The 14,967-nt window shown below is 54.4% G+C and carries 13 protein-coding genes; 5 read left to right on the forward strand and 8 right to left on the reverse strand.

From position 1 onward, the window contains the following. The coding region (locus FEM03_RS24855) for a hypothetical protein (RefSeq protein ID WP_206171101.1) at positions 1-285 on the forward strand (285 nt) is incomplete at its 5' end. 527 nt (positions 286-812) lie between these two features. On the opposite strand, the gene FEM03_RS21075 is transcribed toward FEM03_RS24855, so the two are convergent. From FEM03_RS21075 to FEM03_RS21090, 4 genes are all read right to left on the reverse strand, one after another. After that, positions 813-1,526 (reverse strand): DUF4145 domain-containing protein, encoded by a 714-nt coding sequence (locus FEM03_RS21075; RefSeq protein ID WP_138088292.1) that lies wholly within the window; start codon positions 1,524-1,526, stop codon positions 813-815. A 29-nt stretch (positions 1,527-1,555) separates the two neighbouring features. After that, complete coding sequence (locus FEM03_RS21080; RefSeq protein ID WP_138088293.1) at positions 1,556-2,083, reverse strand: nucleoside/nucleotide kinase family protein; 528 nt, start codon at positions 2,081-2,083, stop codon at positions 1,556-1,558. 598 nt (positions 2,084-2,681) lie between these two features. After that, positions 2,682-3,524, reverse strand: a complete 843-nt coding sequence (locus FEM03_RS24860) for a hypothetical protein (protein WP_138088294.1) — start codon at positions 3,522-3,524, stop codon at positions 2,682-2,684. Between the two features lie 162 nt (positions 3,525-3,686). Beyond that, positions 3,687-3,890, reverse strand: a complete 204-nt coding sequence (locus FEM03_RS21090; protein ID WP_138088295.1) for a hypothetical protein — start codon at positions 3,888-3,890, stop codon at positions 3,687-3,689. A 127-nt stretch (positions 3,891-4,017) separates the two neighbouring features. Between FEM03_RS21090 and FEM03_RS21095 the strand changes: the two genes are divergently transcribed. After that, positions 4,018-4,251, forward strand: coding sequence for a hypothetical protein (locus tag FEM03_RS21095; protein WP_138088296.1), 234 nt, complete (start codon positions 4,018-4,020; stop codon positions 4,249-4,251). Positions 4,252-4,817: 566 nt separating this feature from the next. On the opposite strand, the gene FEM03_RS21100 is transcribed toward FEM03_RS21095, so the two are convergent. Together FEM03_RS21100 and FEM03_RS21105 are read right to left on the reverse strand one after the other, a co-directional pair. Further along, positions 4,818-8,027: an efflux RND transporter permease subunit gene (locus FEM03_RS21100; RefSeq protein ID WP_138088297.1), complete on the reverse strand. Its 3,210-nt coding sequence runs from the start codon at positions 8,025-8,027 to the stop codon at positions 4,818-4,820. A gap of 76 nt (positions 8,028-8,103) precedes the next feature. Continuing rightward, positions 8,104-9,303, reverse strand: coding sequence for an efflux RND transporter periplasmic adaptor subunit (locus tag FEM03_RS21105; protein WP_138088298.1), 1,200 nt, complete (start codon positions 9,301-9,303; stop codon positions 8,104-8,106). A 132-nt stretch (positions 9,304-9,435) separates the two neighbouring features. On the opposite strand from FEM03_RS21105, the gene FEM03_RS21110 reads away from it, so the two are divergent. After that, positions 9,436-10,002: a TetR/AcrR family transcriptional regulator gene (locus FEM03_RS21110; RefSeq protein ID WP_138088299.1), complete on the forward strand. Its 567-nt coding sequence runs from the start codon at positions 9,436-9,438 to the stop codon at positions 10,000-10,002. 264 nt (positions 10,003-10,266) lie between these two features. Next, a complete protein-coding gene (locus FEM03_RS21115) occupies positions 10,267-12,102 on the forward strand; it encodes a glycosyltransferase family 39 protein (protein WP_138088300.1) in 1,836 nt (611 codons plus the stop codon). Here FEM03_RS21115 and FEM03_RS21120 read toward each other — a convergent pair. Then, positions 12,099-12,716 carry a hypothetical protein gene (locus FEM03_RS21120; RefSeq protein ID WP_138088301.1) on the reverse strand — a complete coding sequence of 206 codons (618 nt, stop codon included), beginning with the start codon at positions 12,714-12,716 and terminating at the stop codon, positions 12,099-12,101. The genes FEM03_RS21115 and FEM03_RS21120 overlap by 4 nt on opposite strands. Before the next feature lie 285 nt (positions 12,717-13,001). Then, positions 13,002-14,033, reverse strand: a complete 1,032-nt coding sequence (locus FEM03_RS21125) for a hypothetical protein (RefSeq protein ID WP_166443047.1) — start codon at positions 14,031-14,033, stop codon at positions 13,002-13,004. Positions 14,034-14,264: 231 nt separating this feature from the next. Between FEM03_RS21125 and FEM03_RS21130 the strand changes: the two genes are divergently transcribed. After that, the gene (locus FEM03_RS21130) at positions 14,265-14,963 is read left to right on the forward strand and encodes a hypothetical protein (RefSeq protein ID WP_138088303.1); all 699 of its coding nucleotides are present in this window, start codon (positions 14,265-14,267) and stop codon (positions 14,961-14,963) included. Positions 14,964-14,967: the final 4 nt, after the last annotated feature.

Here is a 14,967-nt window from a genome sequence, read left to right on the forward strand (position 1 = left end):
ACTGGCCTGCCGGTGTTGATGAGTTCAACGGCCTGTGCTTTAAATTCGGCGGTGTATCGTTTGCGTGGCTTCGATGTCATTTGGATGGTATTCTGGAGTGGATGGTCCAGAAATCTAGCTCACCTCAAAAGAGGTATAAAAATTGAAGATAATGTTGCAATGCGCGGACTGACCCCTGTCAATGCGCGGACTGACCCCTGTCACTTTGAAGCTAATGTTGCAATGCGCGGACTGACCCCTGTCATGGATTTTTTCCGTGCCAGCTTAGTGATGCACGCTCAATAAATCCAAAGATTTCATTGGTGTCATCCTGTTTTTCTATACCTATGTTTAGGCCGGCTCTCATGACAGTGGATGTGCTAACATTCAGCGGCGTTCTGTAATGACTGCGGTGGAGAGCACACGCTATCTTATGCATTGTTCGCTCAATTCTCTCCCAATTGAGACGAACAGTCCAAAAGTCCCTTCCTTGGTAACTAACTTGCTCCATGCAAGAGCGAACACTGGCTTTCAGCGATGGACTCAGATCAAAGGATCTAAATGTCGTTGCTAAGACTTCCTGTTTTCCAGCATCTTGAGCACCGGCAAATCCGATAAAAATATTTCGCACATACTCGTCGTCTTTTGACGTTTTTTCATTATGGAATGAGCACGAGGGAACCGTGATCAGTTGGCTGCGTTGTTTTTTCGGGAAAAAGCACTTCGCCGGAGCATGCTCCACTGAGGTTGCTTTGTTTTTGCACATGTAACAAGTTTGTGTGCTCATTCTTTAAAACCATAAGACAAAAATTGTAAAATGGTCGTCTAGCTTGTCACCCTTTGATTGTTTTTCTTCTCTGAGGAACCTTATTCTTCAAAAACTGAGCTTTGCCTTCGTTTATATAGATAGTTTCGATTAAACCCTCCGCAATATCTAGAGAGCTGATTATGTCCAGTCGCGAAGGGGAAAAGTTCCGATGAATGGACGCGTGGCCTATTTCAAGAGTATCTTCAATAATCTTCTTTTGACGTGGCGAGATACCTCCTGCAATCTGAAGATTATAAAGTTGTTTTTGGAACGAGCCATTGTCACCGACCTGATCAATCATAATGCTTTCTAAGAGCGCCCGGACCCCCATGGCTGCCAGGGCATAGCATTTGCTATGGAGCGCAGAATAAATTTCTGGAATTAGTCGGGTTACGAATTCGGGCAGCCAGATGATTGCAAGCTTCTGACCATCTACAAGTGTCATTGCGTGCGTCCATGTGGGCATTCTTCGGAAGGTGGCTGGGGGATAGTAATTGATGGAGGGAACTTCTCGCCCATCTTCATCTGTCACTTCTGATTGTAAGCACGTATGCCGGAATGTGATAGATTCACACCCGGCACACTGCAACAATTCATAAAAGTCTTCACCGTGGATTCGAGCCGGTGGGTCTTCAGAAAGAATCTCGTTCCGGGCAGTCTTATGGTAGTGAATAAGGAAGTGGTTTCGATCTCCTGAACACTGGTTGCAGTGCGCTTTGACAATGTCGCCTTGATTCATGAGGAATGCTAATTGGAAGAATTTGCTTGCTAGATGATCAGGCTGATGTCGTTGTTTATTTCCCTGAAAGGGCGTTTTTTGCCTTCTGTTGTGAATACTGACACGGTGTTCGCTGCAACCTCGCCAGAAGCCAGAAACGCAAAAAAATCGTCAATATTTGAAGACCAGTGTGAAATGTTGAGGTTGCGTCCGGTATCACGCTCTCTAGTCAAAAAGGAATAGAGGCATTGCCCCGGTGATCCTTCGAAATAGATGATTCTAAACATTCCACGGGCTGCTGCAATGTGCTTCTGTCTTAAGATGGGAAAGCCAGGAAAAGACAAAACAATTCCCGACTTTTTGGCGGTTTTTGCGCGTTGATCGAGTTCAGTAAGAAGTGGTATCGGATCACAGCTCAGAAAAAACCTATCCCACTGAGGTTTCAGCCCGTGATGAATCATACCATCTACTGGTGGCCACAAATCAGCCTCAATAAAAACAAGCCTCTCGTGTTCAGCTAGCTGCTCGCTGAGGTAGGACTTGCCTGCCCCTGAAGGGCCAAGGGAAAATGTGTGCATGGTTTTGTGGCTCAGGAGGTTGTTTAAGAAATGGCTTTGGCTACTTATCACAGTTTCACGGCCTAATCCTTCGAAAAAATATCTTTTAAGGGATTCCGAAGCTTGATGTATAGATTGGGGGGTATTATAATGTTTGAGTTGATACAATGCTCCCATCCAAGCGTTGTTGTGTCAGAAGCGTAACCCGTTGATAATCAACGCACCATTTTGAGATTTGAGGCTTCTCGTAGGGGTCGCCATCTTTACCTAGGCAGTAGCGAGGCAAATCGGTCATAAAGTGAGGCATTAGGTCACTCTGTGGAAATACACCCCGCACGCGAAAGCAAGATTTTGGCGGTTAGTGCGCTACCGCAACACGTTGTTGCCGCATTTTGGTTTGAATCGATCCTGTCCTGACGCCAAGGCTAACCTCATCCAACCGCGTGATGCCCATTCTTCATTGTCCGCTGCATTCTTGTTGTGGGTGCTCACCCTGTCAAGGTTTTGCACACTGACCCCATTGCTTTGCTGACCCCTGACCCCATTGCTTTGCTGACCCCTGACCCCATTGCTTTGACCCCATTTCTTCCTCACTGACCCCATTTCTTCCCGTTCAATTTTACCTCCAGTCGGCGGGAGGTGACTTCGTCCATTTCTCGGGATATTTGAATATTCGATGTTCCGTGTATGGCAAGTTAACTATTCGGGATGTGATTCCCATACCAAACCCAACAAAACCTATTTTGATTGCCTTGGCGGGCTCAAAGAATGCCGCCCATTCAATGCCACCTATCATGCAAATAATACACCAACCGAGAGTGTTTTCTTCGCAGTCAACTCCAATATCTTCACGCGGGTCGTGCTTCGGATCCGATTTAGGAGTGGTAAAGCGCCAAGCGGTGGTCATTATTTTTTCAGTCGGTCGCCCCAATAGCGTCCTTCTTAGTCGCTTTACTAAATATATTGGGAGCTTTCTGCTTCCCCAAGGAACGCTCGTGCAATAATGAACCCTAATGGCAACATATGCCACAAACAGTTCAATAAGGTCGAACCTCAACCTCCAATATCTATCTCCAAAAAGATATGTTGTCCCATACTTGCGGAGCATTTTCCTATCCCTATTGACAATCGATTTAGCGTAGTTTTCTACTATCGAGGCTTTCTGCTCGCATGAAGAGCACAACAGATAGTGTTTATTGCTATCTTGGAGTTGTATTTTTAGGCCATTGTTCAGTTGTGAAATATTCACTACTCCGCCCCATGCAGTTTTATGCCAATCGAATGCCCAACTTGGAATGATGTGGCTAAGACGAAGCGAAGAGCGCGTTCCGCACACGATACATCTTCTGAGGATTCCCCCGGCTGTCCTTTGATCACTCCCATCAATACTTTTTATCTTTTGTCCCGAATCAGTATCGAAGACCTTCCATCTTCCTCTCCGAGGGTAGTTGCGCTTTTTCATTCATTAATCGTAGAAGCGTTTACCGTTGCACGAATAGAGGCAATATTTGCAGCTTCTGATCACGTGCTACTTTTGGGCTTCTGCATTCATTGTTGAACTCGGCGAACACCACATTCCCCTCATTGAGTAGAGGGCAATTTCACTCAGTGTTGGCGCTTTGAATTACCTGCTGCCGTAAATCTCCTTAACCTTTTCAACAGCTGCCTCCTCGGCAATTTTGATGACCTTATCGGCGAATTTTCCTAATTCCCGTTCAAGTTGTATACCCCTTTGCGTTTGCTTGGCGGGATCGGATGAAGGCGGTGACTGTAGAGCATTCACAAGTGAAATTAGTTCGTGGCTGATTTCGTGGCTACGGTAGGACATGGTGTTTAAGATGTTATGTTGTTAGCGGTTACTAAACACACCTGCGGTATCGAGTAAAGTCTGGCAATAGTGTATTTCAAAACAAAAAACCCTTTGCACAATGCGGACAAAGTGCTTTTAGCTTTCCATGTCCTACGAACTGCTTTGGAACCATGCTCGGGAGATGCTGAAAACGGCAGAACAGCCAGTTCTCACGCGCAAGAAGATTGCGGAAATCCTTGGCGTCGAATCGATTGAGAAAGAAGATCTCATCGAGGCGTTTAGAGCTGAAGATCCTGAGGGGTTCATGTTCGACTTGCGCTGGATAGACCTTCCACTCTGGGAAGTGGTGTTCTACAAAAGCCTGAGCCAAGTGTCATAACCCATCTCCTCGGAAAATGTCGGATTTTTGCTATCAGCTCGCGACGTAATTTCGTGAACGTTTTCACGATAAACGATCGTCCAGAAATGCCTTAGGAATCAATTTGAGGATTGTTTTGTGTTTTTCCGCCAGAAGCGACCTGTCAAACTCAACGCGGGGATGAATGGGGTCAGGGGGCAGTATGCAAAAAATTGACCGATTGCATCTTTTATATTGAATAGGACTATGACGGATAGTGAATTTGACCCAGAGTCGGTGGCGGTTTTGAAGTAGGACCGCAGGGGAAGGTATTGACGACATTCTGCCAACGCATGGCGTTGTTTAAGCAGTTCAACAGGTCTAGATTGAGAGGTGCAATAGGTCTGGATTGAGCGGTGCCGAATTTGCGCGTGTGGCCGGTATAAACTATTGGACTTTCTCCTCCTTGAGCCAAGAGCAGAAGCGGTCAGGGCATAAGTCGTCTTTAAGATATCCTCCTGACGAGACTAAAACATTAAACAGGGCACATTTTCGCATCCTGCTTTTTGATGATGTGTTATCTCAGTTCCCAGATGTTTGGCATCCGCTTAATGCGGTTGGGGCAGGGCGGGGGAGGCGGGTGGTTGTTGGGGGTGGTCTTCTGAAACGGCTTTTTTGCGGGAGAACTTGACGGTGAGTTTGCGGATGACCAGATAAAATACCGGGGTGAGGACGAGGCCGAAGATGGTGACGCCGATCATGCCGAAGAACACGGCGGTGCCGAGGGCTTGACGCATCTCAGAACCGGCACCGGAGGCGAGGACGAGGGGGGTGACGCCGAGGATGAAGGCGAGAGAGGTCATCAAGATGGGGCGGAGTCGGAGACGGGCGGCTTCGACGGTGGCGTCGAAGATGTTCTTGCCCTGGTCTTCCAGTTGTTTGGCGAACTCGACGATGAGGATGGCGTTTTTGGAGGCGAGTCCAACGAGCACCACGAAGCCGATTTGAGTGAAGATGTTGTTGTCCATGCCGCGCCAGATGACGCCCCAAAGAGCGGCAAGGATGACGAGGGGAACGATGAGGATGATGGCGAGAGGAAGGGACCAGCTTTCATATTGCGCGGCGAGGGCGAGGAACACGAAGATGACGCAGAGGGGGAAGATGAAGATGGCAGAGTTGCCAGCGAGGATCTCTTGAAGGGTGAGCTCGGTCCAGTCGAAGGTGAAGCCGCGCGGGAGTTCGGTTTTGGCGAGGTTTTCCATCATGGCGATGGCCTGACCGGAGGAGACGCCGGGGAGCGTGCTGCCGGAGAGGTCGGCGCTGGCGGCGGTGTTGAAGCTGGCGGCGATGTCGAGTCCGGTGGTTTCGTGAATGGTGACGAGGGTGCCGAGGGGGACCATCTGGCCTTGGTCGTTACGGACCTTGAGGCGGGTGATGTCAGAGGGTTTGACACGGAACTTGGCTTCGGCCTGGGCGGTGACTTGATAGACGCGACCGAATCGGTTGAAGTCGTTGACGTAAATGGAACCGAGGCAGGTTTGCAGGGTTTCAAAGATGTCGGCGAGGCGGATGCCCATGGACTTGGCTTTGAAGCGGTCGACGTCGACGCGGATCTGCGGGACGTTGGGACGCATGGTGGTGAAGACGCTGGTGAGGCCGGGGAGGGTGTTGGCCTTTTGCATCATGTTGAACGCAACGCCGGCGAGGGCGTCTTTGCCTTGGGCGTTGTTGTCTTTGATTTGAAGTTTGAATCCGCCGGTGTTGCCGAGTCCGTCCACGGGCGGAGGGGGAAAGCAGAACACCATGGCTTCCTGCATGGCACCGTAGGCTCCACTGATCTGGCCGAGGATGGCGCCCATGCTTTTGTTGGGGTCTTTGGCGCGGAGTTCGAAGTCTTCGAGGATGATGAAAAGGGTGCCGGCGTTGGGCATGGCGGAGCCGCCGGAGAGAAGGTGAAAGCCAGGGATTTCGATGCTGTGGGCAACGCCGGGGATGCTGCGGGCGATGCGGGTCATTTCGTTGGTGACCTTGCGGGTTCGCTCGATGGAAGCGGCATCGGGCAGCTGGGCAAAGGCGATGAGATAACCTTTATCGCTGGTGGGAACGAAGCCGGCGGGGACGCTGGTGAAGGTGCGTCCGGTGAGGAACAGCAGGCCGACGTAAATGAGCAGGGCGATCACGGAGAAGCGCAGGGCGCGTCGCACGATGCCGGTGTAGCCGTTGGTGAATTTTTCGAACAGCCAGTTGAAGCCGTTGAAGAGCCAGCCAAGGGTGAAGTTGATGAGGCGTTGGAACCAGTCGGGTTTGGCACCGTGAGGTTTGAGCAGGATGGCGCTGAGAGCCGGGGAAAGGGTGAGGGAGTTGAAGGCGGAGATGACAGTGGCGACCGCAATGGTGAGGGCGAACTGCCGGTAGAACTGGCCGGTGAGTCCGGTCATGAAAGCGGTGGGCACGAACACGGCGGTGAGGACGATGGCGACGCCGATGACGGGTCCGGAGACTTCCTCCATGGCGCGTCGGGTGGCGGCGAGAGGGGTTAGTCCGAGGGCGATGTTTCGCTCGACGTTTTCGACCACGACGATGGCGTCATCGACCACGATCCCAATGGCGAGAACGAGACCGAACATGGTGAGGTTGTTCAGCGAGAAGCCGAACAGTTTCATGACCAGGAAGGTGCCGATGATGGAGACGGGAACGGCGAGCAGCGGGATGATGGAGGCGCGCCAGTTTTGCAGGAAGATGATGACGACGAGAACGACGAGGATGAGCGCTTCGATGAAGGTATGGATGACGGCGTCGATGGACTTTTGGGTGAACATCGTGGTGTCGTAAACGATGCGGTAGTCGAGTCCGGGGGGGAATGATTGTTTGAGTTCCTCCATGCGTTCGCGGACGGCGGCACTGGTTTCGAGGGCGTTGGAACCGGGGAGCTGGAAGACGCCGAGGGAGCCGGTGGCCTGACCGTCGAGATAAGATTCCATGTTGTAGTCGCGTCCGGCGAGTTCGACACGGGCAACGTCTTTGACGCGGGTGACCTGGCCGTCGTCGCCGCTTTTGACGATGATGTTTTCGAATTCGGCGACTTCAATGAGCCGGCCCTGGGTGCTGATGGTGAGTTGGTAGTCGGTGCCCATCGGAGCAGGCGGGGCGCCGAGAATCCCGGCGGCGGCCTGCACGTTTTGTTCGCGGATGGCATTGACGACGTCGGTGACGGTCATGTTGCGCGAAGAGATCTTGTCGGGGTCGAGCCAGATGCGCATCGAGTATTCGGAACCGCCGAAGTTTTGCACGAGGCCGACGCCGGGGAGACGGGCGAGCTGGTCCTTGAGGTTGAGGAGCGCGTAGTTGCCGACGTAAAGATCGCTGAGGCTGTTGTCGGGCGAGATGAGGTTGACGACGAGGGTGAAGTTGGGCGACTGTTTGACGGTGGTGACGCCGAGTCGGCGCACGTCCTCGGGGAGTCGGGCTTCGGCGACGGCGACGCGGTTTTGCACCTGGACCTGGGCGATGTCGAGATCGGTGCCGAGTTTGAACGTGACGATGATGGTGCAGGTGCCGTCGGAGGTGCTGTTGGAGCTCATGTAGAGCATGTTTTCAACGCCGTTGATTTCCTGTTCGATGGGACGGGCAACGGTTTGGGCGAGCACCTCGGGGTTCGCGCCTGGGTAGCGGGCGGTGACGAGGACGGTGGGGGGGACGACCTGCGGGTATTGCTCGATGGGCAGGGTGAAGAGGGCGATGCCACCGGTGAGGGTGAGCACGATGGAGAGCACCGCCGCGAAGATGGGGCGGTCGATGAAGAACTTGGCGAAATTCATTGCGGGTGGCTGGGAGTGGCGGGACTGGACGGGGCGAGGCTGAGCTAACTGGGCGGAGGCAAGGCGGGGCGGAGAATTACTGGGCGGCGGTGGCAGCAGGAGGGGCTGCGGCGGCTGCGGCGGCGCTGGCTTCAGCTTCGGTCATGGGGGTCACCGGGGTGCCGGGGTAGGCTTTGGAGAGACCGTTGATGATGACCTTGTCCTGCTCGGTGAGTCCTTCGCGGATGACGCGTTTGCCGTTGATGACGGGTCCGAGAATGACGGGACGGGGGGCGACGATGTTGCCTTCGCCGACGACCATGACGACCTTGCTGGCCTGGTCGGAGCCGATGGCCTTGTCGTCGATGAGCAGGGCTTCGTATTCGCCGCTGTTGGGAACACGGACGCGGGCGAAATAACCGGGTTGAAGGATGCGCTGACCGCGTGGGGGTTTGGGGTTGTCGAAGAGGGCGCGAACTTGAATGGTGCCGGTGCTGGGATCGAGGCGGTTGTCGACAAAATCAATGACGCCTTTGAAGGGGAAATCGGTGCTGTCGGCGAGGGCCATTTCGCAGGGGATGATGTCTTCTTCTTTGGTGGCGGCTCCGGTGCCTTCGCGGTTGAGGCGCTGGTAGCGAAGGACGGAGAGTTCATCGGCATCGATGTAGGCGTAGATGGGGTCGAGGGCGACGATGCTGGTGAGTTCGGTGGCTCCCATGGGGCCGCCGATGACGAGTCCGCCGACGTCCATCATGCGACGGCTGATGCGACCGGCGATGGGGGCTTTGATGGCGCAGTATTCAACGTCGATGGACGCTTTGGCGACGGTGGCTTCGGCGGCTTTGAGTCCGGCATCGGCTTCGCGCAGGGCGGTGGAGCGGGTGTCGAAGTCTTCGGCGGAAATCGCTTTGGCTTCGACGAGTTTGGTGGCGCGGTCGAGTTCGTTTTTGGCAAGTTGATGACGAACGCGGGCTTGTTCGAGCTGGGCGCTGGCCTGATCGAGGGTGGCCTGGAAGGGACGGGGATCGATTTGGAAGAGCAGCTGGCCTTTGGTGACTTCGGAACCGTCCTGGAAGTGGGTGCTTTGAAGGTAACCGGTGACTTGCGAATAGAGGCGCACGGATTCGGAGGCTTCGATGCGGCCGGTGAATTCGTCCCATTCAGTGATTTTTTGTTTCACGGGATTGGCGATGGTCACCGTTGGCGGGGGCATTTGCATGGCGGCCTGGGGATCGGCGGCGGGTTTGCAGGCTGACAGAGTCGCGACGAGGGCGAGGAGAGAGATAGGGCGCTTCATGCAGGGAGACGAGAGGTGATCGGAAGCCAATTACGTGGCTCGGCGGATGTCAGATGTTGCCTAAACAACAAATGTTGGATAAATTTGATGAATTGTCGCAACTGTCAATGTTGAAGGTCGTTATCTTATCTTATGCCTCCAGTCATCAATGCCACTCTAGATCCAAGAATCGTTCGCACCCGCCAGTTGTTGCGGGAGGCGTTGGTGGGGTTGTTGGAGGAAAAGGATTTTGAGGTGATTACCGTTCAGGACATTGCGGATCGCGCGACGGTGAACCGGGCGACGGTGTATGCGCATTACCAGGACAAGTATGACTTGTTGGCAGATGCGATCCGGGCGGCGTTTCTGGAGGTGTTGGATCGCTGGATGGTGGGGCGAGTGGTGACGGAGGAGGGACCGCGGCAGATGCTGCTGGCGGTGTGTGATTTTGTCGGTGGGTTGGAAACGAAGTGCAAGGACGGTCCGAAGAATCGCATGTGCGAGCCATTTTTGGAGGCGCAGGTGAAGGAGGTGTTGAGGGATCTTTTGGTGCCGTGGGTGGCGGAGATTGAGAAGGGTGGACAGGCGGAGTTGAAGGCGACGTTGTGGAGCTGGTCGATTTATGCGGCGGCTTGGGAGTGGCTGTATCGGGTGAGGCCGGGGTCGGCGGAGGATTTTGCGGATGGGGCGATTGCGTTGATTCGTGGTGGGTTGGAGTGAGTGGTCGGTGGTTGCCCGCTTGGATGATTCGATTTTGAGGCAGAAGAATGCTGTTCGCCGACGAAGATTGGCGGGGGAATTTGGGGAACCAAATTTCAATTTGAGGTGGTGATTGGCTCATTAGAGCCAGAGGGCGGCTTTTATGCTGGCCCGGCTTTGGCATCGTGAGGCATTTCTTTTTGGTTCGACGAGATCCGGTATTGTGTAAGGGCGTTTTGTAGGTATGCAAAATTGGAACACTTGCTTGAGTAAATTTTTGTTCCGATGTTTGAAAAGTTGATTTCGACCCGCCCGCGCTGTTGTGCCCTGATTCTGGGAGCCATTTCTGCACTGTGTTTCTTGTTTGTAGTGCTGGCCAACGCGCCATGGGAAGGTCCTGCATTGAGGACGGTCGCCAAAGCGATGGAGGTGCCGAAGGAAGAGGTGCCGCGCAGTGTTTTTTTTGATGTGAAGAGCCTTGGGGAATACCGGATTGGCGTGGATGCCTATGTGCAGATTGGGGTGTGGCAGGGCGTTCTGGCGGTCGGGGTGATCCTTTTGTTGGCGGCGTTGACGGTGCGCTGGTGGGTGCCGATGGTCATGCGTCCTGCGTGTCGATGGCATGGGGTGGAAGGGGTGACGGGGGTGGCTCTATGGCAAGTAAAGAGGATCGATCTGGTGTTGTTGTTGGTGCTGGTGGGAGTGGCGACGGCTTATCGGGCTCCGCATCTGGACCGGATGATCTACTTTGATGAGCAGGACAATCTGCGTAGAAATTTTCATGGTCATCTGGAGATTCGAACAGACGGGACGGAGCGTTGGCGGGAGGCGCGATGGAAGGATGCGCTTTGGGAAAACATGTTGGGGAACAATCCGATTCTTCTGAGTTTGGCGACCCAATCCAGTCTGCGTATTTGGCGTTGGGCGACCGGAACTGATCGGCAACGATTCAACGTGGTGGCGCTGAGAGTTCCCGTTTTTCTCGCCGGGATTGGGGCGGTTGTCACGGTCTGGTGGTTGATGCAGATTTGGGGATTGCGAGTGGGAGCGGCCATTGCCGCCGGGCTGGCAGCCATTCATCCGATGCACATCGACTACAGCCTGCAGGCGCGAGGTTATGCGTTTGTGTTGCTGCTGGTGCCTTTGGCGCTTGGCTTTGCGTGGATGGCGCTGCGGCATGATCGATGGCGGTATTGGTGGGGGTTCGCGATCAGTGTGCTGTTGTGTTTGCTGTCGTATCCCGGGTCGATGCATTTTGCTTTCGTGATGAATGCGGGGCTGTTTGCGTTGCTCGGGTGGCGGTGGTGGCGCAGCCGGGACAAAGCGTGGTCGGGGCCGATCTCGCGGCTGTTTGCGGTGAATGTGGCGGTCGCGTTGCCGTTCATCGTGGTGATTGCGCCGCATGTTCCCCAGGCCAGTTACATTTTTCGTGAGATTTTTGAATTGATCGAGCTGGAGCCCTACTGGTTTTTTTATGCGTGGTCGCAATACAGCACGGGGACGAGTTTCCCTTCGCCCGGTGATGTCCGGGATTTGAAGGCGGGGACGGTTTCGCTCGGTGAGGTTTTGGTGAGTCGCTTCGCTGCGATGGAACCGATTCTTGCGGGAATGCAATGGTTGCTGCTGCCCGGGCTGATCATTGCGGGCATGGCGTGGTTGGTTCGTGGGAGGCAAGGCAAGGGGGCTCCTGCGGCATGGGTATTGGGTTTTGCATTGGTGGCACCCTTGGTGGCGCTGGTTCATCAGCAATTCACATCGCTCTATTTTTATTACTGGTATCTCTCTTATCTTTTGCCGGCAGCCATCGTGGGGATTGCCGTCGGGTTGGGGAAGGTGGTCGAACCAATGATCAAGGAGCGGGGCGTTTGGCCTCGATTGGGGGGACTGGCTGTGATCGCGGTTTTCTTCGCAGTATTTGGCTGGCAAACTCAATATTGGACGGGTCGGAATGGGAGGGTGGCGCAAAATAGTGAATGGCCTGCGGCGGAAAACGGGGTGTCTGCTGTGGAGTTCAAGCGTGGCGACAGTCGATGGATCGCGACCAGGGATGGGCAGTCGATTTGCTATCGCGATGTCTATGAGGCCGGCAGCCGAATCCGCGCGGGCCGTGGGGGAGACTAGTCCGGGGTCTTTTTTCCATCTGCATGAGAAAAATTGATGGATTCGCCAATCAATTTCCCGTTCTTAATTTCAACAAGCTTTTTGGATTCTCTCTCGCGTTTGCCGAAAAGATGGTAGGTCAAGTTGACGTGGTAGATGCCGTCGGTCAACATCGGGAGAGCAGTTTCAAGAGTGAGCGGGGCATCACCAACTTTTTTCGACAATGGAGCCCGCATGTTTACTTTTCGCGGTCCTTCTTTACCGGATTGGAAGTTGTAAAGCTCAATGAAAGGAGGCCTGTTCGAATAGAATCGCCACGTTTTTTCATCGCCAAGAAGGGTAACTCGGATTGGCACCAGGTTGAGTGGTAGGGTGACTTGAATTTCGTCGAGAATGTGTCTGGAACTTTGAACTTGGATCGACTGGGAAAAGGGGACATGCTTGAAGGCCAGAGCTCCGATTCTGTCGAAAACAAAAGTATATCGTCCCGGATTCACACCAGAGAAATTCATCCTGATTTCAGTTTGCCCATCCATAGGAGTTTCAGGCGTTGGCTGGTTGTCAGGAAAAACCAAAATAGGAGAACTTTGGTCGGAGTTGCAGTCGACGAGATAGCCTCCCAGTCGATCCATCAATCCAGCGAGTGCAGGGTCGTCTCCGATGACTTTGACCGAGACTGTGAGGTTAGGCTCACCTGTGATCTGCGACTCGGTTGCGATTAGTGATGAACTGGATTTGGTGGGAGTGGTTTCGGACGTTGCGATAGGGGCGAAGCTCAGGAAAAGCGTTAGACAGACAACGACGTGAAATGGGACTAGGTGCCTGGTTGGGCGCATTCCGGGATGAATTGAGATTGTCCGCATACTCTTTGTTGATTTTTCACTCGGCAGTTCGCTTTGATCTTGGCTGCTCGGATCAAATTAAGGGGCCGCCGAAGAGTTGGGAGCCAGTGACGGGCCGGAGGTGGAGAGGGGGCGGTGGATGGCGTTGGGGCGGCGGAATTTTACGGACTTGAGGACGACGGTGGAACCGTTGGAGGCACCGATGGCGGGTCGGAATGACAGGTTGGTGAAGTCGGCGCTGAAGCTGTGGAAGGGGGTGTCGTTGACGCGGATGTCGACGCCTTGGAGGTGGACTTTGACGGTGACTTTTTGTTCAACACCTGCTTTGAGGGATTTGCCGGGGGCTTTGGTGATCTTGAAGGATTTGGCGTCGCGGAAGGAGAAGTCGGCCAATTGGGTAGCGGAGGGCTCGCTTGAAAGGTTGAAGGTCAGACGAGCGGCATCCATGGGGAGGGTGAGCTCTTTTTGATCGGGGGTGACAAGCATTTCGATTTCAAAGGGCGGGGGCACGGGATGGCCGAGAAGGACCTGGGTCTCTTCGCGGGGGCGGGAGGTGAGAAAGGTCAGGCCGTTGGATTCCTGTTTTTTGGCCCGGCCCTGCCACTTCATGTTGTGCAGGATTTCCCGCCAGTGGTCGCCGGACTGCCAGGGGGCGTAGTTTTGGGCGAGCCATGCTTGTTCGGCTTCGAGCCAGGCGATTTCCTGGTTGAGGGCGGCGTTTTCCCAGCGGGTGAGGCGGGGGCCGGGGGTTTGTTTGAGTTGGTCGATGGCGGCGCGGTGGTCGTTGGCGAGCTGAATCCAGGCCTGGTATTGTTGGGTTTTAAGCGTTTCGTATTGCTGCTGGCGGATGGTCCAAAGTTTTTCGATTTCTGGATGACCGGGTGGTTGGGGAATTTCTGCCCTGGCCAGGGCGCTCAAGAGTTGGTCGACGGCTTGATGCAGGGCGGGGTCCTGGCTGGAGGCGCGTTGTCGAATCAAGGCGGCTTCGAACTGGGTTTGGAGATGGGAGAGGGGTTGCAGTGTGGCGAGGGCTTTGGTTTCGAAGTCGCTGCGCAAGGCGGTCAGTTCGACGGGTTCGGATTTTCGCGCGATGAGTGATTGGGTGGTCAAGGCGATCGCGAGAAGGACGATGAGCCATCCGTGACTAGAGGACGTGGGGCGAAAGGTTGGGAATCGAACAGGCATGGCTAGTCGATGTTAGGTTGCAGGTAGGGAATTTGTCACGGAAAAGATAGGGGAACGGGTTGTGGGGGTGATGGAGCAGGCTTATCGCGCGTTTGGAGGGAAGGATTGATGAGATTGCCTTGACCGGAAGGGAAGTAGACATCACCAATGCGGTTCATGTCTGCTCAAGAAAAAGTGCCTACGGGCGAATCGAATCCGCTGTATGGCTGTGCGATCTTTGTGATCATCCTGTCGATTGTGGGGGGGATTGTGTGTTGGGTGATTTACAGCGGATTGAAGCAGAATGAGGAGATCGGGAAGTTTGCGGTGGATGTGGCGGAGCCGTTGCCGGTGGCGGAGGTCTCAGTGGAGACGAGGTCGGCATTGGAGCAAAAACTGACGACTTTCCTGACGGCGAACGCGGGTGGGGCGGCGAGTTTGACGTTGGATGTGCCGGAGATGAATGCGCTGGTGGTGCTGGCGGGGGAGGCGGGGATCGCGGATTACCGGGGAATGGTGCGGTTTACGGGAATGGATGCGACAGGGAAGGCGTTTTTGGCGGATCTGGTGTGGCCAATGAACCGGCTTTCACTGACGGACAAGTCTCAGCGGTTTTTGGTTGGGCAGGCCTCGTTTGAGCCTTATATCGACGGGCAGTCGATGGACTTGCGGATTGGCACGCTGGCGGTGCCGGGGAAGACGGTGAGCGAGGGGTTTTTGCGGAGTTTGCAGAACTGGCCGTGGTTGAATCTGGCGAAGCTGAATGCGCAGGTGGCGGAGACGATGAAGCGGGTGGGCGGGTTTGAGTTTAGTGCGGACGGGAAGTCATTCCGGCTGGACACCAAGGCTCCGGGTGGGGAAACGGCGGCGCAGTGAGGGA

It is taken from the genome of Phragmitibacter flavus (assembly GCF_005780165.1).
GTDB lineage: Bacteria > Verrucomicrobiota > Verrucomicrobiia > Verrucomicrobiales > Verrucomicrobiaceae > Phragmitibacter > Phragmitibacter flavus.

Bases quoted from the DNA above. Each gene is read 5' to 3' on its own strand.
- FEM03_RS21080 (WP_138088293.1), bottom strand. From the start codon at position 2,083: ATGCACACATTTTCCCTTGGCCCTTCAGGGGCAGGCAAGTCCTACCTC.
- FEM03_RS21090 (WP_138088295.1), bottom strand. From the start codon at position 3,890: ATGTCCTACCGTAGCCACGAAATCAGCCACGAACTAATTTCACTTGTG.
- FEM03_RS21130 (WP_138088303.1), top strand. From the start codon at position 14,265: ATGTCTGCTCAAGAAAAAGTGCCTACGGGCGAATCGAATCCGCTGTAT.
- FEM03_RS21115 (WP_138088300.1), top strand. From the start codon at position 10,267: ATGTTTGAAAAGTTGATTTCGACCCGCCCGCGCTGTTGTGCCCTGATT.
- FEM03_RS21095 (WP_138088296.1), top strand. From the start codon at position 4,018: ATGTCCTACGAACTGCTTTGGAACCATGCTCGGGAGATGCTGAAAACG.
- FEM03_RS21075 (WP_138088292.1), bottom strand. From the start codon at position 1,526: ATGAATCAAGGCGACATTGTCAAAGCGCACTGCAACCAGTGTTCAGGA.
- FEM03_RS21105 (WP_138088298.1), bottom strand. From the start codon at position 9,303: ATGAAGCGCCCTATCTCTCTCCTCGCCCTCGTCGCGACTCTGTCAGCC.
- FEM03_RS24860 (WP_138088294.1), bottom strand. From the start codon at position 3,524: ATGAAAAAGCGCAACTACCCTCGGAGAGGAAGATGGAAGGTCTTCGAT.
- FEM03_RS21110 (WP_138088299.1), top strand. From the start codon at position 9,436: ATGCCTCCAGTCATCAATGCCACTCTAGATCCAAGAATCGTTCGCACC.
- FEM03_RS21100 (WP_138088297.1), bottom strand. From the start codon at position 8,027: ATGAATTTCGCCAAGTTCTTCATCGACCGCCCCATCTTCGCGGCGGTG.